The following is an 18,462-nucleotide window of genomic DNA, read 5'->3' as shown; positions in this document are numbered from 1 at the left end:
GCAAACTACCTCTCCGTCAGCTTCAGCTCGATGCGGCGGTTGCGCTTGTAGGCGTCTTCGGTCTGCGCGGTGTCGAGCGGCTGGAATTCGGCGAAGCCGGCGGCGACCAGGCGCTGTGCCGGCACGCCGAGCGAAACCAGATATTGCACCACCGAGATCGCGCGCGCCGACGACAGCTCCCAGTTCGACTTGAACAGCGGGCTGTTGATCGGCCGCACGTCGGTATGGCCGTCGACCCGCAGCACCCAGGCGATCTCGGGGGGGATCTGCTTGTCCAGATCGATCAGCGCATTGGCCACGGTGTCGAGCTCGGTCTTGCCCTCCGGCAGCAGCAGCGCCTGGCCGGTGTCGAAGAACACTTCCGACTGGAACACGAAGCGGTCGCCGACGATGCGGATGTCGGGGCGGTTGCCGAGGATCGCGCGCAGCCGGCCGAAGAACTCCGAGCGGTATTTCGACAGTTCCTGCACCCGCTGCGCCAGCGCGACGTTGAGGCGCGAGCCGAGATCGGCGATCCGGCTCTGCGATTCCTTGTCGCGCTTCTCGGAGGCGTCGAGCGCTTCCTCGAGCGCGGCGAGCTGGCGGCGCAGCGCGCTGATCTGCTGGTTCAGCACCTCGATCTGCGCCAGCGCGCGCGACGAGACGCTCTTCTCGGACTCCAGCGCCTTGTTGAGCTCGTTGGCGCGGCCCTGCGCGTCGTTGCCGGAACTGGCGAGCCCCTCATAGAGCCCCTTCATGCGGTCGCGCTCGCCTTCGGCGGAGGCGAGCCCGGCGCGGAGCTGCGAGACCTGGTCGTCCAGCGTCAGCTTGGAGAGCTTCTCCAGCGACAACAGCTCGTTGAGCTGGGCGATCTTGGCGGTGAGCTGCTCCAGCGCCTTGTCCTTGCCGGTGACCTCCTGCGACAGGAAGAACTGCACCACAAGGAACACCGACAGCAGGAACACGATCGACAGCACCAGCGTCGACAGCGCGTCGACAAAGCCGGGCCAGTAGTTGAAGCCGGATTCGCTACGGCGCGAGCGGGCGAGGGCCATTCGGTTTCCCTTTATCTAGAACGTTTTCAAGCGAAGTGGATACCGGTTCGCGTGAAGAAAACGCGTCAAAACAAAAATCTAGAGCCCCGTTCCGATTTCATCGGAACGGAAAAGGCTCTAACGCGGTCAGTCCTGCGCTGCATGACAGACGGCCTCGATGTTGTGACCGTCGGGATCGAGCACGAAGGCGCCGTAGTAGTTTGCATGATAGTGCGGCCGAATGCCGGGCCGTCCATTGTCCCTGCCGCCGGCCCTGATCGCGTCCTCGTAGAAGCGATCGACAGTGGCGCGATCGCTTGCGGTGAAGGCGACGTGGGCGCCGGCCTGCGGCGTGTCGCGCCGGCCGATCCAGAAGAACGCCTTCGGGCCAACGCCATAACCCGCAAACTCGGCGCCTTCGGCGTACAGGCGGCTGATGCCGAGCGAACGCAAGGCCACGTCATAGAACGCCTTGGACCGTTCGATATCGCTGATGCCGATGGTCACGTGGTCCAGCACACAGGCCTCCTCGGCTCAACTCTTCTCGGGCTGGCGGGCGAGGCGCTCGAGCAGCCGCTTGATCTCGCGGTTCTGCTCGCCCTGGCCGTCGGCCCATTCGCGGATCATCTGCTGCTCGGTACGCATATGGGCGACCAGCCCCTGGATCGCCTCGGCGAGATTGGCCATCGCGGCCGTGGTGTTGCGGCCGCCGCCGCCGCCACCTTCCTCGAGCGCAGTGCGGAGACGGTCGATCGCGCCCTGCATGTCGCCGGTGACGCCACTTTCGTCGCCGGAAATGCCGCGCACCGTGGTGGCGAGCCAGTCCTCGAGGTCGGTGTAGAAGCGGTTCTGGGCCTGGCTCGATTGCAAATCGAGGAAGCCGAGGATCAGGGAGCCGGCGAGGCCGAACAGCGAGGACGAGAACGAGATGCCCATGCCGCCGAGCGGGGCGGCCAGCCCCTCCTTCAGCGTATCGAACAATGCGCTGGAATCGCCGCCGACCTTGAGCCCGTCGATCACCTTGCCGACCGAGCCCACCGTCTCGATCAGGCCCCAGAAGGTGCCGAGCAGGCCGAGGAACACCAAAAGGCCGGTCATGTAGCGCGAGATATCGCGGGCCTCGTCGAGGCGGGTTGCGATCGAATCGAGCAGATGCCGCATGGTCTGCTGCGAGATCGACATCCGGCCCGAGCGCTCGCCGCCGAGGATCGCGGCCATGGGGGCAAGCAGCTTCGGGCGGCGGTCGATCGCAAGCCCGGGATCGGCGATGCGGAAATTATTGACCCAGGCGACCTCGGGATAGAGCCGGATCACCTGACGGAACGCCAGGATGATGCCGATCAAGAGCACCGCGCCGATCAGGGCGTTCAGGCCGGGATTGGCGAAGAAGGCGGTGACGATCTGCTTGTACAGTACGACCCCGACCAGGCCGCAGAGCACCAGGAACACCAGCATCCGCACCAGGAAGATCCGGGGCGAGGACAGTTTGCTCAGTTCGATCTCCATATCGGAGCGGGAAGGGGGCATTGCCGGATCATCCGTTCGCGAAGGCTGCATCTGCCAGCAATATGGCACAGCGGCGGAGTGAGGAAAGCCGAATCCAAAGCGGGCGCGCAGAACCTTGGGTTGAAACCGGGCGGGTTGCTGCCGCTTCGCCCAGCTTTCCAGCCCAGTCCGCGCATCACCATTGGCGCTGGAGCCGGTCCGGTCAGCAGATCGCGTGCGGGTCGCACGCACCAGCGGGTGAGGCAAGTGCCGTGACCGGTGATTCGTTCGCTGCGCCTCATGATGTTGCGATGTGCGGCATTCCTGCGCAGGCAATTGACCTATTCCCGCTCACGCAGTCGTTAATGCATTCCCACAGCCTGCGATGGAACCCGCTCACAATCCGGTGACTCGCTAAAACATGCCGCGAAATCAGTGCGATAGGTTTGTGTGACATTGAGCCGCCTGACAAACGCTTTGCATCGCAGCAAGCGGGTTTTACTTTCAGCAACAGAAGCGGTGTCGGTGTGACGCCGCCGTTTGTTTATTGCAACCCACAGGGGCGATCATCTCAATGTCTGGACTTCGCGCGCAATCGGCATGCATTGCTCTGATGCTGGCCGTGACGGCGCCACTGCTTGCTGGCTGCGACGAGCCGAATACTGCAACCGCCGCCGTACAAGCATCACCCGAGCCGGACGTCAGTGTCGTCACCGTGAAGCCGCAGGCGCGCGCGATGGTGCGCGAGCTGCCGGGCCGCATCGCGCCGACCCGCGTTTCCGAGGTGCGCCCGCGCGTCTCGGGCATCGTCGTGAACCGCATGTTCCATCAGGGCAGCGAGGTGAAGGTCGGCGATCCCTTGTACCAGATCGATCCGCGCCCGTTTGAAGTCGAATTGCAATCGACCGAGGCGGCGCTGGCGCGCGCCAAGGCCGTGCAGGAGCAGGCTGCGCTGCAGGCCCGCCGCATTGCCACTTTGACCAGCCAGCGCGCAGCGCCGGAGGCCGAGAACGAGAAGGCGATCGCAAACCTGAAGGGCGCCGAAGCCGACGTGCAGGGCCGCGAGGCCGATGTCGCGCGTGCCAGGCTCAATCTGGATTACGCGACCATTCGCGCGCCGATCGACGGCACCATCGGTGCCGCGCTGGTCAGCGAGGGCGCGCTCGTGGTGCAGAACGACGCCGCGAGCCTTGCGACCATCCAGCAGCTCGATCCGATCTATGCCGACTTCCAGCAGTCGGTGACCGAGATGAATCAGCTGCGCCGCGCCTTCGAGAGCGGTGACCTCGACCGCATTGCGTCTGATGCGATGAAGGTCCGCCTCGTGCTCGACGACGGCTCGATCTATCCGATACCGGGCAAGCTGCTGTTCTCCGACGCCAAGGTCGACGCCCATACCGGGCAGGTGACCCTGCGCGGCGAATTCCCGAATCCCGATCGCATCCTGCTGCCGGGCATGTATGTCCGCGTGCAGATCGAGCAGGGCATCGACTCCGATGCGATCGCTGTGCCGCAGCAGGCGATCCAGCGCAATGGCGGCGGCGGCAGCGAAGTGTTCGTCGTCAAGGACGACAACCTCGTCGCGGTGCAGCCGGTGCGTACCGGCTCGCTGCAGGGTGGCCACTGGTTCGTGACCGAAGGCCTTAAGGCCGGCGACATGGTCGTGGTCGAGGGGTTCCAGAAATTCGCCGCCGGCGACAAGGTGCGGCCGCAGGCCTGGCGTGACATTGACGCTACTGCAATGACGGATTCGCAGCAGACCGCGCACGCGGTGCGGTGATCCGACATGCCCAGCTTCTTCATCGACCGGCCGATCTTCGCCTGGGTCGTCGCGCTGTTCATCTGTCTGGTCGGTGCGATCTCGATTCCGCTGCTCGCGGTCGCGCAATATCCGATCATCGCGCCGCCCTCGATCTCGATCTCGACCAGCTATCCCGGCGCGTCGCCTGAAAACCTCTACAACAGCGTGACGCGGCTGATCGAGGAGGAGCTCAACGGCGCCGCCAACATCCTGAACTTCGAATCGACCTCCGACTCGCTCGGCCAGGTCGAGATCATCGCCAACTTCAAGCCGGGCACCGACACAAGCCAGGCTTCGGTCGAGGTGCAGAACCGCCTCAAGCGCGTCGAGGCGCGGCTGCCGCGCGCCGTGATCCAGCAGGGCATCCTGGTCGAGGAAGCCTCCTCCGCCGTGCTGCAGATCATCACGCTGAACTCGACCGACGGCTCGCTGGATGAAGTGGGCCTCGGCGACTTCATGATCCGCAACGTGCTGGGCGAGGTGCGCCGCATCCCCGGCGTCGGCCGCGCCACGCTGTATTCGACCGAGCGCTCACTGCGCATCTGGATCGATCCGGCCAAGCTGGTCGGCTACGGCCTGTCCGCCGACGACGTCAACAAGGCGATCACGGCGCAGAACGCCCAGGTCGCCTCCGGCAGCATCGGCGCCGAGCCGAGCACCGATACGCAGAAGATCTCCGCGCAAGTGCTGGTGAAGGGCCAGCTCTCCTCGCCCGACGAGTTCGGCGCGATCATCCTGCGCGCTAATCCCGACGGCTCGACGGTCCGCCTGCGCGACGTCGCGCGGATCGAGATCGGCGGCCTCAGCTATCAGTTCAACACCCGCCTCAACGGCAAGCCGACCGCGGGTCTCTCGGTGCTGCTGTCGCCGAAGGGCAATGCGCTGGCGACCGCGAGCGCGGTCGAGGCCAAGATGAAGGAGCTGTCGCGCTTCTTCCCGGCCAATATCGGCTACGAGATCCCCTACAACATCACGCCCGTGGTGAAGGCCTCGATCGAGAAGGTCCTGATGACTCTGGTCGAGGCGGTGGTGCTGGTGTTCATCGTGATGTTCCTGTTCCTGCAGAACATCCGCTACACCATCATTCCGACCATCGTTGTTCCGGTGGCGCTGCTCGGTACTTGCGCCACGCTGATGGTCGTGGGCTTCTCGATCAACATGCTGACCATGTTCGGCATGGTACTGGCGGTCGGCATCCTGGTCGACGATGCCATCGTCGTGGTCGAGAACGTCGAGCGCATCATGGCCGAGGAAGGCCTGCCGCCGAAGGAAGCCACCAAGAAGGCGATGTCGCAGATCACCAGCGCCATCATCGGCATCACGCTGGTGCTGATGGCGGTGTTCGTGCCGATGGCGTTCTTCCCGGGCTCAGTCGGCATCATCTATCGCCAGTTCTCGGTAACCATGGTGGCGGCGATCGCGTTCTCGGCGCTGCTCGCGCTGTCGCTGACGCCGGCGCTGTGTGCGACCTTGCTCAAGCCAGTCGAGAAGGGCCACGGCCATGCCCGCAGGGGCGTGTTCGGCTGGTTCAACCGCGTGCTTGACTCCGGCCGCGCCGGCTATGTCAGCACGGTGCAGGCCGGGCTGAAGCGCACCGGCCGGCTGATGCTGATTTATCTCGTGCTGTTCGCAGGCGTCGCCTACGGCTTCGTGCGGCTGCCCGGCGGCTTCCTGCCGGTCGACGACCAGGGCTTCATCACCACCGACGTGCAGACGCCGTCGGAGTCGTCCTATGCGCGCACCGAGGCTGCGGTCGAGCAGGTCGAGAAGTACCTGAAGACCCGCGCCGGGATCGAGAACGTCACGTTCCTGACCGGCTTCAGCTTCCTCGGCCAGGGCATGAACACCGCGCAGGCCTTCATCACGCTGAAGGACTGGTCGGAGCGCGGCCCGAAGGATTCGGCTGCCGCGATCGTCGCTGACATCAACCGCGACCTGTCGTCGTCGATCCGCGACGCCAGGATTTCGGCGCTGCAGCCGCCGCCGATCGACAATCTCGGCAACTCCTCGGGCTTCTCGTTCCGCCTGCAGGACCGCGGCCAGAAGGGCTATGCGGCGCTGATCGCCGCGTCCGACCGCCTGATCGCGGACGCCAATGCCAGTCCCGTGTTGCAGAAGGTCTATGTCGAGGGCCTGCCGCCGGCGCCGCAGGCCAATCTGATGATCGACCGCGAGAAGGCGGGTGCGTTCGGCCTCACTTTCGAGGACATCAACAACACGATCTCGACCAATCTCGGCTCGAACTACATCAACGACTTCCCGAACCGCGGGCGCATGCAGCGCGTCATCGTGCAGGCCGACAAGACCAGCCGCATGAACGCGGACGACATCCTGAATTACAACGTCAAGAACAGCCGCGGCCAGCTGGTGCCGTTCTCGGCCTTCGCCACCATCGAATGGTCGAAGGGGCCGACGCAGATCGCGGGCTTCAACTACTATCCGGCGGTGCGCATCTCCGGCGAGGCGCGGCCCGGCTTCACCTCGGGCGATGCGATCGCAGAGATGGAGCGGCTCGCCGACAAGCTGCCGCGCGGCTTCGGCTATGAGTGGACCGGCCAGTCGCTGCAGGAGAAACTGTCGGGCTCCCAGGCGCCGTTCCTGCTCGCGCTGTCGGTGCTGGTGGTGTTCCTGTTGCTCGCCGCGCTGTATGAGAGCTGGACCATTCCGCTCGCGGTGCTGCTGACGATTCCGCTCGGCATTCTCGGCGCCGTGGTGGCCGCGACGATGCGCGGCCTGTCCAACGACGTCTATTTCACCGTTGGCCTGATCACCATCATCGGCCTTGCCGCCAAGGACGCGATCCTGATCATCGAGTTCGCCAAGGATCTGCGCGCGCAGGGCAAGCCGCTGGTCGAGGCGACCATCGAGGCGTGTAGCCTCCGATTCCGCCCGATCCTGATGACCGGCCTTGCCTTCGTCTGCGGCGTGCTGCCGATGGCGATCGCGACCGGCGCTGGCGGCGCCAGCCAGCAGGCGCTCGGCACGTCGGTGATGGGCGGCATGATCGCGGTCGTGATCCTGGCGCTGTTGCTGGTGCCGGTGTTCTTCGTCAGCGTGCAGCGCGTGCTGGCGGGGGATCGCGAGAAGGCGCCCGAGAAGGCCGAAGCCTATAGTCCGCCCGCGCCGGCGCGGGGCGGCCACTGATGTCCGAGATCGGCGCCGATCTCATCAGGGCCTGGCGCCGCCTCCGGCTTGCTCTCGCAAGCCGACCAATCCAGATTGCATCTCTGGATTGAACGGGGAGCGTGCAGGCAACCCGAGGATTGAGGGCATGTGATGCGGCCGACCGATATTGCGATCTCGAATTATCGCTCCATTCGGCGGCTCTTCATGCCCATCGAACCGCTGTCGGTATTCGTCGGCGAGAATGGTGTCGGCAAATCCAATCTTTACAAGTCCCTGTCGCTGCTGCGCGACGCGGCGACGGGCCGGATCACCCGCACGATCGCCGATGAAGGTGGATTGAACTCCGTCTGCTGGTCCGGCATTCGCAAGCGGGGCGAGGATGGACGACTGCGATTGGCGGCCAGATTCGACGACATCAGATACGCCATCGAGCTCGGATTTCCCGGCCCGCTCGAGGCGGCATTTTCCGGCGAGCCGATGATCAAGTCCGAGCGCATCGAGGTGGCCCACGGAAAGCGCAAAGTACTGCTGATGGAGCGGACGAATTCACATGTCAGCGTGCGCGGCGAGAGCGGCGCCTGGAGCGAGCACAAGGATGCGGTGCTGCCGTCGGAAACCGCGCTCGCCGGATTCCTCGACGGCAAGACGTGCCCCGAAGTCGACCTGATCAGAAACGCAATGCAGAGCTGGCGATTCTATCACGATTTTCGCACCGATTCGGCGTCGCCGATCCGAAAGCCTTGTCTCGCGATCACGACGCCTGCGCTCTGTGCCGATGGCAGCGATCTGGCTGCCGCCCTGGCGACCCTCTACGCGATCAGGGAAGATGCCTGCGACCTGCAGGATGCGATCGAGGATGCGTTCCCGGGCGCCGAGCTCCGGGCATGGGAAGAGAACGGGCGGTGCGAATTCGAACTGCAACTGGCGGACATGCCGCGTCCGTTCAAGGCACACGAGCTATCCGATGGGACGCTGAAATATATCTGCCTGCTCGCCGTGTTCATGGGCTATCGGCTGCCGCCGTTCATCGCACTGAACGAACCCGAGGCCAGCCTGCATCCATCGCTGCTGGCGCCATTGGCCCGGCTGATCGCCAAAGCGTCGCGCCGCGCCGGCATCTGGATTGTCACCCATTCGGAACAGCTGATGGAGGCGTTGCAAAGCGAGAGTTCGGTCCCGCTTCGCCGGGTGATCAAGGCCAAGGGCGCCACGGCCATCGAAGGCCTGACCCTCGGCGGTGAATTTCGTGACGAGGAACGCGACGACGACGATGACGATTAGATCGTGCCGTCGTGCTACTGCCCGAGCGGTTTCAAAATCTTGATCAACTCGCCGTGCACGAACTCGTTGCCGCAGACGACGTGGCCGGTCTGCAGCGGGTCGTCATTGCCCTGAATGCCCGAGACGGTGCCGCCGGCTTCCCTGACCATGATCTGGCCCGCCGCGATGTCCCAGGGCTGCAGATTGCGCTCCCAAAAGCCGTCGAGCCGGCCGGCGGCGACGAAGGCGAGGTCGAGCGAGGCGGCGCCGAAGCGGCGGAAGCCCGCGACCTTGGTCTGCAGCGCGGCCATCTCCTGCAGCGCCAGCTGGTGATTGCCGCGGCCGATATGCGGCAGGCCGCAGGCCACCACGCATTCATTGAGCTGGCGGCGGCCGGCGACGCGCAGCCGCTGGTCGTTGAGGAACGCGCCCTTGCCGCGCTCAGCGATGTAGAGCTCGTCATTGGCGGGATTGTAGATCACGCCGGCGATGATCGTGTCCTCGCGCTTCAGCCCGATCGAGATCGCGAATTGCGGGATGCCGTGCAGGAAGTTGGTGGTGCCGTCGAGCGGATCGACGATCCAGGTGTGGCTCTTGTCCGAGCCTTCGCGCTGGCCGCCTTCCTCGCCGAGGAACCCGTAACCGGGCCGGGCCTTTTCGAGGTCGGTGTAGAGCATCTCTTCGGCGCGCTTGTCGGCGAGCGAGACGAAGTTCGCCGGCCCCTTCAGCGACACCTGGAGATGTTCGATCTCGCCAAGGTCGCGCTTGAGGCTGCGGCCGGCGCGGCGCGCGGCCTTGACCATGACATTGATGAGGGCGGAGTAGAGCATGATGGCGGCTTCTTCGGTGCGATTGAGCTGACGGCGGGTTCAAAGTGGTCCCGTCATCCTGAGGAGCGCGGAACGCGCGTCTCGAAGGATCGACAGCCACCAGCCGGGCCGCGCATCCTTCGAGGCTCGCTCCGCTCGCACCTCAGGATGACGGGGAACGGCTTGCGGCGTCGGAGATTGCTGGACTGGGTGCCCTCTGGAGGCCGCCCCGTCAAGGCGTCATTTGACGTTGTTTCCGATCCATTTCCGGGCAGCAGCCTCGCCCTTGGCGCGGTCTTCCGGGCTCATATCGGCGAGGATGTCGTCGAGATCGGGGTCGCCCTTGCCCGCGGTCTTGGCGACGGTGTGCCATTTCAGCGCCTCGACCTTGTCCACCGGGGCGCCGGCGCCGGTCGCCAGCACATGGGCGAGGCGGTTTTGCGCGATCGCGCTGTTCTGCCGGGCCGCCTTGCGCAGCATAGCCACCGCCGCCGGCACGTTCCGCGGCGTGCCGGAGCCGTTATAGAGCGCGATGGCATATTCGACCTCGGCATCGACATTGTCGGCCAGCGAGGCGGCCTGCAGCAGCCGCGCCGCCTTTTCGAGGTCCTTCGGCACCCCGGTGCCTTCCTTGTAAAAGGTCGCGAGCGCGTATTGTGCCTCCGGGCTGCCGGCGTCGGCGGCCATCCGCAGCAGCTCGGCGGAGCGCTTGAGGTCCTGCGGCAGGGTCTGGCCGTCGAGATAGAGCAGCGCAAGATTATAGGCCGCCTTGGGTTCGCCGAGCTTGGCCGACGATGCCAAAAGCTTGACCGCGGAATCCTTGTCCACCGTGCCGCCGCGTCCTGCGATCCGCATCATCGCGAGCGCGAACATCGCCTCGCGGTCGCCGGCATCGGAGGCGCGCTTGTACCATTCGTCGGCCTTGACGTAGTCGCGCTTGACGCCGAGCCCGTTGGCATAGAGCTCGCCCAGCATCGTCATCGCCTTGGCATCGTTGTTGTTCTGCGCGCGCGCCGTCGCGAGGTCGAACGCCGTCTTGTACATGCCGCGCTGATAGGCGCCGTAGACGAGGTCGACATTGGGATCGTCCGGCGTCGGGGTCGGCGAGGGCGTCGGGGTGGGCGTCGCCGAGGCGGCAGGCTTCGGCACTGGCTTCTTCGCGACCGGCGCATGCACCTTCGGCTTCTCTTTCGGCGCCTCCTTCTGCGCAGGCGGCGGCGTCTGGGCCGGCGGCGTGATCGAGAGCTGCGCCATCGCGCCGCTCGCCAGCATCGTGCAGCCGAGCGCAACACCTATCGGACGCAGGGACTTCATTCCGGCGTCATCCCTCGGCCTTGGCCGTGCCGAATGTGCTGGCATGGGCCTGCGCAATCGCTTCGCCGATCTCGACGAGCGCCGCCTTGGCGCCGCGCGGATCGGACCAGATAACATCTCCGACCAGCACGAAATCCGCGCCGGCCGATGCGAACGCCTCGGCCTCCTCGCGCGAGGTCGCAAAGCCTGTGCAAGGCGGCTCGAACAATTCGTCCCACCATTGCAGCCGCTCGGCGATCGCCTCGGTCGAGGGCCGCTGTCCCCTGGCATCGGGCTCGCCGAACAGCACATAGTCGGCACCGGCCTCGCCCGCGGCCATGGAATCGTGGCGCGTCGCGAGCCCGCCGACGCCGACGATGCGGTCGGGCTTCAGCGACGGCATCGCCTCTTCCATCGCGGCGATGCCGGTCAGATGCGCGCCGTCGGCGCCGGCGCGGGCCACGATATCCGGATGACCGTCGATCAGCAGCGCAGCACCGGCGTTCTGGACCGCCGGCGCCAGCGCCTTGACGGAAGAAATCATGCTGCGCGGATCGCTCTCGCGCAGCCGCACCAGCACGGCCGCGACGTCGGCCGCGGCGAGCAGCTCGGCAAGCTCGGCCGCAAGCTGCGCGGGCTCGTCGAGCGGCGGCGTTGCCAGATAGAGGCGCGGCGCTGGCCGCGGCGGAACGGGCTTGGTCGCCAACTATGCCGCCTGCTTTTCGAGGCCGGCTTCCCAATTGCCGGTGCTTGCCAGCCCGTTCATCCGGGCGCGGTGCGAAAAGGCGCACTGGCCCGCGGGGACGTTGTCGGGCTTGCCGGACCACGCCTTCTGCGGCGCCGCCTGTAGCGCACGGCCATAGGAGAAGGTCAGCCGCCAGGGCAAATGGCCGATCTTGTTCATGGCGTCGAGATGCGCGGTCGCTTCCTCGTCGCTCTGCCCACCGGAGAGGAAGGCGATGCCGGGCACTGCGGCCGGCACGCAACTCTTGAGCAGGCGGATGGTCTTCTCGGCGACTTCCTGCACCGACGCCTGCTTCGGGCATTTCTTGCCCGAGATCGCCATGTTCGGCTTCAGGATCATGCCTTCCAGCGCGACGCGCTGCACCCGCAATTCCTGGAAGGTGCGGTTCAGCACGCGTTGCGTGACCTCGTAGCAGCGGTCGATGTCGTGATCGCCGTCCATCAGCACTTCCGGCTCGACGATCGGCACGATCTGCGCGGCCTGGCACAGCGCGGCATAGCGCGCCAGCGCATGCGCATTGACGCGGATCGCGGTCATGGTGGGGACGCCGCGGCTGCCGGCGCCCGAGCCGATATCGATCACTGCGCGCCATTTCGCAAAGCGCGCACCGCGCTCGTAATATTTCTTCAGCCGTTCGGCGAGCTTGTCGAGGCCGACGGTGACGAGTTCGCCCGGGCAGTTCGGCAGGGCTTGCGTGCCTTCGTCGACCTTGATGCCGGGAATGCTGCCCGCCTGCTCGATCAGCTTGACCAGCGGCGTGCCGTCCTTGGCATCCTGCCAGATGGTCTCGTCGTAGAGGATGACGCCGGAGATGTACTTGCTCATCGCCTCCTGCGAGCGGAACAGCATCTCGCGATAGTCGCGGCGATTGTCCTCGGTCGAATCGACCTTGATGGCGTCGAACCGCTTCTTGATGGTGCCGGAGGATTCGTCGGCGGCAAGGATGCCCTTGCCCGGGGTGACCATGGCGAGGGCAACTTTGTTGAGGTCAGCGAGGTTCATGGAAACGTTCTCCAGAGCGCATTGCCTTTGCAAACCAAAATAGGCGGTTCTCGGGCAAATGCCTAGAAAACGTTCGTCGCGGCCGCTGTTTGTCGCAGTCGGCGATCAAGCCCCGGGACACCGTTTCCAACTGCGTCGGAGCCGGTGTCCCGCCTTAATGTTTCGGGCAATATGGTGTCAGCGATCTCTCGTCAGGCGACCTCTTTAGGCGACCTTGGGGTCGAGCTGGCCCGCAGCGTAGCGCTTGGCCATTTCCGCCGTGGTCAGCACCTTCTTGATCTTGCTGGCCTGGCCCGCGGTGTTGAACTCCTGCAGGCGCTGCTTGCACAGCTTGGTCATCGCCTCCATCGCGGGCTTCAGGTACTTGCGCGGATCGAACTCTTCCGGATTGTCCTTCAGCACCTTGCGGATCTGGCCGGTCATCGCCATCCGGTTGTCGGTGTCGATGTTGATCTTGCGCACGCCGTTCTTGATGCCGCGCTGGATCTCGGCGACCGGCACGCCCCAGGTCGGCTTCATCTTGCCGCCGTTGGCGTTGATGATCTCCTGCAGCTCCTGCGGCACCGACGAGGAGCCGTGCATCACCAGATGCGTGTTCGGCAGCTTGCGATGGATCTCCTCGATCACGTTCATGGCGAGGATGTCGCCGTCGGGCTTGCGGGTGAACTTGTAGGCGCCGTGCGAGGTGCCCATCGCGATCGCGAGCGCGTCGACCTTGGTCTCCTGGACGAACTTCACGGCCTCGTCGGGATTGGTCAGCAGCTGGTCATGCGACAGCTTGCCCTCGGCGCCATGGCCGTCTTCTTTGTCGCCCATGCCGGTCTCGAGCGAGCCGAGCACGCCGAGCTCGCCTTCGACCGAAATGCCGCCGAGATGGGCCATGCCGGTCACGGTCCGGGTGACGCCGACATTGTAATCCCAGTCGCCCGGGGTCTTGCCGTCGGCCTTCAGCGAGCCGTCCATCATCACCGAGGTGAAGCCGGCCTGGATCGCGGTCATGCAGGTGGCGGGCTCGTTGCCGTGGTCGAGATGCACGCAGACCGGGATCTGCGGGTAGATCTCGGTGACGGCGTCCATCATGTGCTTGAGCATGACGTCGTTGGCGTAGGACCGCGCGCCGCGCGAGGCCTGGATGATGACGGGCGCGTCGACCTCGGAGGCCGCCGCCATGATCGACAGCGCCTGTTCCATGTTGTTGATATTGAAGGCAGGTACGCCGTAATCGTGCTCGGCCGCGTGATCGAGCAGTTGCCGCAACGTTATGCGAGCCATTCCATTTCTCCCTGTAGTGCGCGTTCGCGGGTTTGAAGCGCGATGAGCTTAGGTTGAATCGTCATCGCGGTTTAACTCTCTGTTTGAGCATGATCTTTTCGGAAAACCGCTTCACACTTTTCCGGATCATGCTCTCAATCAGCCGTGTTTCAGAACTTCGACGCCCGGCAGCGGCTTGCCTTCCATCCATTCAAGAAACGCGCCGCCCGCGGTCGAGACGTAAGAAAAATCGCCCGCCACGCCCGCCTGGTTCAGCGCCGCGACGGTATCGCCGCCGCCGGCGACCGAGACCAGTTTCTTGCTCTTGGTGCGCTCGGCGGCATGCCTGGCCGACACCACGGTGCCGCGGTCGAACGGCGTCAGCTCGAAGGCGCCGAGCGGACCGTTCCACACCAGCGTCGCCGCGTCGTCGATCGCGGAATGGATCCGCGCGATCGACTGCGGACCGACGTCGAGGATCATGCCGTCGGCCGGGATCGCATCGAGGCCATAGGCATGCGACGGCGCATTGGCGGCAAACTGGTTGGCGACGACGGCGTCCACCGGGAGGATGATCGCGCAGTTCGCGGCGTTGGCCTTTTCCATGATCCGCAGCGCGGTCGCGGCGAGGTCCTTTTCGGCGAGCGACTTGCCGACGTTGATGCCTTGCGCGTGCAGGAAGGTGTTGGCCATGCCGCCGCCGATCACCAGCGCATCGACCTTGCTCACGAGATTTTCCAGCAGGTCGATCTTGGTCGAGACCTTGGCGCCGCCGATGATCGCGATGACGGGCTTGGTCGGTGCTTCCAGCGCCTTGCCGAGCGCGTCGAGTTCGGCCTGCATGGTGCGGCCGGCATAGGCCGGCAGCTTGTGGCCGAGGCCTTCGGTCGAGGCGTGGGCGCGATGCGCGGCGGAGAAGGCGTCGTTGACCCAGATGTCGCCGAGCTTTGCGAGATCAGCGACGAAGCCGGCGTCGTTCTTCTCTTCTTCCTTATGGAAGCGGGTGTTTTCCAGACAGAGGATGTCGCCGTCCTTGAGGGCCGCAACCGCGTTGGCCGCAGGATCACCGATGCAGTCGTCGGCGAAGGCGACCGGGCGCTTGATCACTTGCGACAGCGCGTCAGCGACTGGCTTCAGCGACTCCTTGGGATCGCGTCCCTTGGGCCGGCCGAAATGCGCGAGCAGGATCACCCTGCCGCCCTTGTCGGAAATCTCGGTGATGGTGGGGGCGACGCGCTCGAGCCTTGTGGCGTCGGTGACGCGGCCGCCTTCCATGGGGACGTTGAGGTCGACGCGCAGCAGCACGCGCTTGCCCTTCACGTCGACGTCGTCGAGGGTGCGGAATGATTTTGTCATGGGAGGTCTCTTGTCCCCGGCGCACAGCGGCGCGAAGTGCGGCTGTGCAGGACCGGGACCTTGGGTTGAATGGGTCCCGGCTCAGCGGTGCAGCGTCTCGACGCTGCACCGCGTCCGGGACACGAGACGTGAGTTAAATCAGCTTGCCGATGGCGACGGCCGTGTCGGCCATGCGGTTCGAGAAGCCCCACTCATTGTCGTACCAGGCCATCACCCGCACCAGCGTGCCGTTCTGCACCTTGGTCTGGTCCATGTGGAAGGTGGCCGAGTGCGGATCGTGGTTGAAGTCGATCGAGACGTTGGGCGCGGTGGTAAAGCCCAGAATGCCCTTGAGCTGCTGCTCGGCGGCGCGCTTCATCGCCTCGTTGATTTCCTTGGCGTCGGTGGCGCGCTTGGCGACGATCTTCAGATCGATCACCGAGACGTTCGGGGTCGGCACGCGGATCGAGACGCCGTCGAGCTTGCCCTTCAGTTCCGGCAGCACCAGGCCGATCGCCTTCGCCGCACCGGTCGAGGTCGGGATCATCGACATCGCCGCAGCGCGGCCGCGATAGAGATCCTTGTGCAGGGTGTCGAGCGTCGGCTGGTCGCCGGTATAGGCGTGGATCGTGGTCATGAAGCCGGTCTCGATGCCGACCGTCTCGTTCAACACCTTTGCAACCGGCGCGAGGCAGTTGGTGGTGCAGGAGCCGTTGGAGACGACGAGCTGATCCTTGGTCAGCGTGTCGTGGTTGACGCCGTAGACGATGGTGGCGTCAGCGCCATCGGCCGGTGCCGAGACCAGCACGCGCTTGGCGCCGGCGGTGAGGTGCGCCGAGGCCTTGTCCTTGGCGGTGAAGATGCCGGTGCATTCCAGCGCGATGTCGACGCCGAGCGCCTTCCACGGCAGCTTGGAGGGATCGCGTTCGGCCGAGACCTTGATCTTGTTGTCGCCGAGGCTGATCGAGTCGCCGTCAACGGTCACGGTGCCCGGAAAGCGGCCATGCACGGAATCGAAGCGCAGCAGATGCGCGTTGGTCTCGACCGGGCCGAGGTCGTTGATGCCGACGACCTCGATGTCCTTGCGGCCGGACTCGGCGATGGCGCGCAACACATTGCGGCCGATACGCCCAAACCCGTTGATCGCGACGCGGATTGCCATGCTGTTGTCTCCTCTAAAAGCTGCTGCCAGCCCCGCGGGAGGGCTCCCACGAAGCTTTTACGGCGGAACGCCCGGTTCAGCCGGACGCGAGCGGAAAAGATGGAGCTTTGGTAATCCTTTTTCGCGGCAAGCTCAACCTTTGACCGGCGGGTGTCAGGCCAGCGTCAGACGCGCTTCAGGGCAGCGTTAACGACGGCCTCCGCGGTAATGCCGAAATGCGGGAAAAGGTCCTTCGCCGGGGCACTTGCGCCGAATCCGTGCATGCCGATGAATTCGCCATCGTGCCCGATCACGGCATCCCAGCCCCAGCGCACCGCGGCCTCGATCGCGATCTTGACCGGGGCGTTGCCAATGATGGCATTTTGCCGCTCGGCAGGCTGCGCCAGCAGCAATTCCAGCGACGGCACCGAGACCACCCGCGTCGCGATGCCGCGTCCGGCGAGCTGCTTCTGCGCCTCGACCGCGATCTGGACCTCGGAACCGGACGCGAACAATGACACTTTTGCGTCACCCTGCGCCGCGACCAGCTCGTAGGCGCCGTGGCTGCACGGGCTGTCATTCGGCACCGTGGTGCGGAGCTGCGGCAGGTTCTGGCGGGTCAGCGCCAGCACCGTCGGTCCGTCGATGCGGTTGAGCGCCAGTTCCCAACACTCGGCGGTCTCGACCGCGTCGCAGGGACGGAACACGCGCATGTTGGGCATCGCGCGCAGCGCGGAGAGGTGCTCGACCGGCTGGTGCGTCGGGCCGTCCTCGCCGAGGCCGATCGAGTCATGGGTCATGACATAGACCACGCCGGTGCCCATCAGCGCCGACAGCCGCATCGCGCCGCGCGCATAGTCGGTGAACACCAGGAAGGTGGCACCGTTCGGCGCGAAGCCGCCATGCAGGAAGATGCCGTTGAGGCACGCCGCCATGCCGTGCTCGCGGATGCCGTAATGGATGAAGCGGCCCTTCGGCGTCTTGGCGGCAAACCCCACCGCCGACTTCGCCTTGTTGTTGTTGGAGCCGGTGAGGTCGGCGGAGCCGGCGACGAACTCCATCGGCATCGCAGCCGCGATCACCTCGATCGCGGCTTCCGACGATTTGCGGGTCGCGACGTTGAGCGGATTTTCCAGGAGCCCCTTCTTGAAAGCGCGCAGGCCCTTGGCGAGCGAGGCCGGCCGCTCGTGACGCAGACGGCGCTCGAACTCGGCGCGCTTGCGGTTGCCGAGCTGCGCGAACTGCTCGTCCCAGGCCTTGTGCTCGGCGCCGCCGCGGGCACCCGCCTCGCGCCAGGCCTTCAGCACGTCGTCGGGCACCGAGAACGGCTCGAGCGAGATGCCGAGCTTCTCCTTGGCGCCCTTGAGCTCCTCGGCGCCGAGCGCCTCGCCATGCACCTTCGCGGTGCCGGCCTTGGTCGGTGCGCCGAAGCCGATCGTGGTCTTGCAGGCGATCAGCGAGGGCTTGCTGGATTTCTGCGCACGGGTGATGGCAGCCGCAATCGCCTGTTGATCGTGGCCGTCGATCAGTTCGGCGGCCCAGCCCGCGGACTTGAAGCGCTTCACCTGGTCGACGGAGTCGGAAAGCGAGGTCGGGCCGTCGATCGAGATGCCGTTGTCATCGTACAGCACGATCATCTTGTTGAGGCGCCAGTGGCCGGCGAGCGCAATCGCTTCCTGCGAGATGCCTTCCATCAGGTCGCCGTCGGAGGCGAGCACATAGGTGTGGTGGCTGACGATCTTCTTGCCGAACTCGGCGGCGAGCATCTTCTCGGCGAGCGCCATGCCGACTGCGGTCGCGATGCCCTGGCCGAGCGGGCCGGTGGTGGTCTCGATGCCTTTGGTGTGGAAATTCTCGGGATGCCCAGGCGTCAGCGATCCGAGCTGGCGGAAATGCTTGAGCTGGTCGAGCGTCATCTCCTTGTTGCCGGTGAGGTACAGCAACGAATAGAGCAGCATCGAGCCGTGGCCCGCCGACAGCACGAAGCGGTCGCGGTCGGGCCAGGCCGGATCGGCGGCGTCGAATTTCAGGAACTGGGTGAACAGCACGGTCGCGATATCGGCGGCGCCCATCGGCAGGCCGGGATGACCGGATTTCGCCTTCTCGACGGCGTCCATGGCAAGGCCACGGATCGCATTGGCCATACGGGTGTGATCGACCTGCGACATGATGAAAAGTCCGCCTGAAATGAGGAGCTGGTT

At 65.4% G+C, this 18,462-nt stretch carries 14 protein-coding genes; 3 read left to right on the top strand and 11 right to left on the bottom strand.

Annotation, left to right across the window (positions count from 1 at the left end; all coding sequences use genetic code 11):
• Positions 1-5 precede the first annotated feature (5 nt).
• The 3 genes from G6P99_RS42965 to G6P99_RS42955 form a co-directional block, all read right to left on the bottom strand.
• Positions 6-1,034 carry a peptidoglycan -binding protein gene (locus G6P99_RS42965; RefSeq protein ID WP_029077609.1) on the bottom strand — a complete coding sequence of 343 codons (1,029 nt, stop codon included), beginning with the start codon at positions 1,032-1,034 and terminating at the stop codon, positions 6-8.
• A 126-nt stretch (positions 1,035-1,160) separates the two neighbouring features.
• Positions 1,161-1,532 carry a VOC family protein gene (locus tag G6P99_RS42960; protein WP_029077608.1) on the bottom strand — a complete coding sequence of 124 codons (372 nt, stop codon included), beginning with the start codon at positions 1,530-1,532 and terminating at the stop codon, positions 1,161-1,163.
• Positions 1,533-1,547: 15 nt separating this feature from the next.
• Positions 1,548-2,540 (bottom strand): hypothetical protein, encoded by a 993-nt coding sequence (locus G6P99_RS42955; protein WP_029077607.1) that lies wholly within the window; start codon positions 2,538-2,540, stop codon positions 1,548-1,550.
• Between the two features lie 532 nt (positions 2,541-3,072).
• Between G6P99_RS42955 and G6P99_RS42950 the strand changes: the two genes are divergently transcribed.
• The 3 genes from G6P99_RS42950 (at position 3,073) to G6P99_RS42940 (ending at position 8,706) form a co-directional block, all read left to right on the top strand.
• Entirely contained in the window at positions 3,073-4,278 is a 1,206-nt protein-coding gene (locus G6P99_RS42950; RefSeq protein ID WP_205751460.1) for an efflux RND transporter periplasmic adaptor subunit, read from the top strand.
• 6 nt (positions 4,279-4,284) lie between these two features.
• Complete coding sequence (locus G6P99_RS42945; RefSeq protein WP_165126429.1) at positions 4,285-7,443, top strand: multidrug efflux RND transporter permease subunit; 3,159 nt, start codon at positions 4,285-4,287, stop codon at positions 7,441-7,443.
• Positions 7,444-7,575: 132 nt separating this feature from the next.
• A complete protein-coding gene (locus G6P99_RS42940; protein ID WP_165126426.1) occupies positions 7,576-8,706 on the top strand; it encodes an AAA family ATPase in 1,131 nt (376 codons plus the stop codon).
• Positions 8,707-8,720: 14 nt separating this feature from the next.
• Here the strand turns inward: G6P99_RS42940 and G6P99_RS42935 are convergent, their stop codons facing one another.
• The 8 genes from G6P99_RS42935 to tkt form a co-directional block, all read right to left on the bottom strand.
• Entirely contained in the window at positions 8,721-9,515 is a 795-nt protein-coding gene (locus G6P99_RS42935; RefSeq protein WP_029077603.1) for an inositol monophosphatase family protein, read from the bottom strand.
• A gap of 219 nt (positions 9,516-9,734) precedes the next feature.
• The gene (locus G6P99_RS42930) at positions 9,735-10,808 is read right to left on the bottom strand and encodes a tetratricopeptide repeat protein (protein WP_029077602.1); all 1,074 of its coding nucleotides are present in this window, start codon (positions 10,806-10,808) and stop codon (positions 9,735-9,737) included.
• Positions 10,809-10,815: 7 nt separating this feature from the next.
• Entirely contained in the window at positions 10,816-11,493 is a 678-nt protein-coding gene (locus G6P99_RS42925) for a thiamine phosphate synthase (protein WP_029077601.1), read from the bottom strand.
• Entirely contained in the window at positions 11,494-12,534 is a 1,041-nt protein-coding gene (locus tag G6P99_RS42920) for a class I fructose-bisphosphate aldolase (protein ID WP_165126423.1), read from the bottom strand.
• A gap of 204 nt (positions 12,535-12,738) precedes the next feature.
• Positions 12,739-13,806 carry a class II fructose-bisphosphate aldolase gene (gene fba, locus G6P99_RS42915; RefSeq protein WP_026192208.1) on the bottom strand — a complete coding sequence of 356 codons (1,068 nt, stop codon included), beginning with the start codon at positions 13,804-13,806 and terminating at the stop codon, positions 12,739-12,741.
• 138 nt (positions 13,807-13,944) lie between these two features.
• Complete coding sequence (locus G6P99_RS42910; RefSeq protein ID WP_029077599.1) at positions 13,945-15,141, bottom strand: phosphoglycerate kinase; 1,197 nt, start codon at positions 15,139-15,141, stop codon at positions 13,945-13,947.
• A 133-nt stretch (positions 15,142-15,274) separates the two neighbouring features.
• Positions 15,275-16,282: a type I glyceraldehyde-3-phosphate dehydrogenase gene (gene gap, locus G6P99_RS42905; RefSeq protein ID WP_029077598.1), complete on the bottom strand. Its 1,008-nt coding sequence runs from the start codon at positions 16,280-16,282 to the stop codon at positions 15,275-15,277.
• A gap of 164 nt (positions 16,283-16,446) precedes the next feature.
• A complete protein-coding gene (tkt, locus tag G6P99_RS42900) occupies positions 16,447-18,429 on the bottom strand; it encodes a transketolase (protein ID WP_029077597.1) in 1,983 nt (660 codons plus the stop codon).
• Positions 18,430-18,462 lie beyond the last annotated feature (33 nt).

Origin of the sequence: Bradyrhizobium sp. 6(2017) (assembly GCF_011058295.2) — a bacterium.
In the GTDB taxonomy this organism is placed as follows: domain Bacteria; phylum Pseudomonadota; class Alphaproteobacteria; order Rhizobiales; family Xanthobacteraceae; genus Bradyrhizobium; species Bradyrhizobium septentrionale.
The sequence above is the reverse complement of the archived record's forward strand: the minus strand, read 5'-3'. Positions and strand labels throughout refer to the sequence as shown.

What these genes read in the sequence shown, in the direction of transcription:
- G6P99_RS42965 (WP_029077609.1), bottom strand. Translation starts at nt 1,034, where the DNA reads ATGGCCCTCGCCCGCTCGCGCCGTAGCGAATCCGGCTTCAACTACTGG.
- G6P99_RS42955 (WP_029077607.1), bottom strand. Translation starts at nt 2,540, where the DNA reads ATGCCCCCTTCCCGCTCCGATATGGAGATCGAACTGAGCAAACTGTCC.
- G6P99_RS42950 (WP_205751460.1), top strand. Translation starts at nt 3,073, where the DNA reads ATGTCTGGACTTCGCGCGCAATCGGCATGCATTGCTCTGATGCTGGCC.
- G6P99_RS42945 (WP_165126429.1), top strand. Translation starts at nt 4,285, where the DNA reads ATGCCCAGCTTCTTCATCGACCGGCCGATCTTCGCCTGGGTCGTCGCG.
- G6P99_RS42940 (WP_165126426.1), top strand. Translation starts at nt 7,576, where the DNA reads ATGCGGCCGACCGATATTGCGATCTCGAATTATCGCTCCATTCGGCGG.
- G6P99_RS42935 (WP_029077603.1), bottom strand. Translation starts at nt 9,515, where the DNA reads ATGCTCTACTCCGCCCTCATCAATGTCATGGTCAAGGCCGCGCGCCGC.
- G6P99_RS42930 (WP_029077602.1), bottom strand. Translation starts at nt 10,808, where the DNA reads ATGAAGTCCCTGCGTCCGATAGGTGTTGCGCTCGGCTGCACGATGCTG.
- G6P99_RS42920 (WP_165126423.1), bottom strand. Translation starts at nt 12,534, where the DNA reads ATGAACCTCGCTGACCTCAACAAAGTTGCCCTCGCCATGGTCACCCCG.
- fba (WP_026192208.1), bottom strand. Translation starts at nt 13,806, where the DNA reads ATGGCTCGCATAACGTTGCGGCAACTGCTCGATCACGCGGCCGAGCAC.
- G6P99_RS42910 (WP_029077599.1), bottom strand. Translation starts at nt 15,141, where the DNA reads ATGACAAAATCATTCCGCACCCTCGACGACGTCGACGTGAAGGGCAAG.
- gap (WP_029077598.1), bottom strand. Translation starts at nt 16,282, where the DNA reads ATGGCAATCCGCGTCGCGATCAACGGGTTTGGGCGTATCGGCCGCAAT.
- tkt (WP_029077597.1), bottom strand. Translation starts at nt 18,429, where the DNA reads ATGTCGCAGGTCGATCACACCCGTATGGCCAATGCGATCCGTGGCCTT.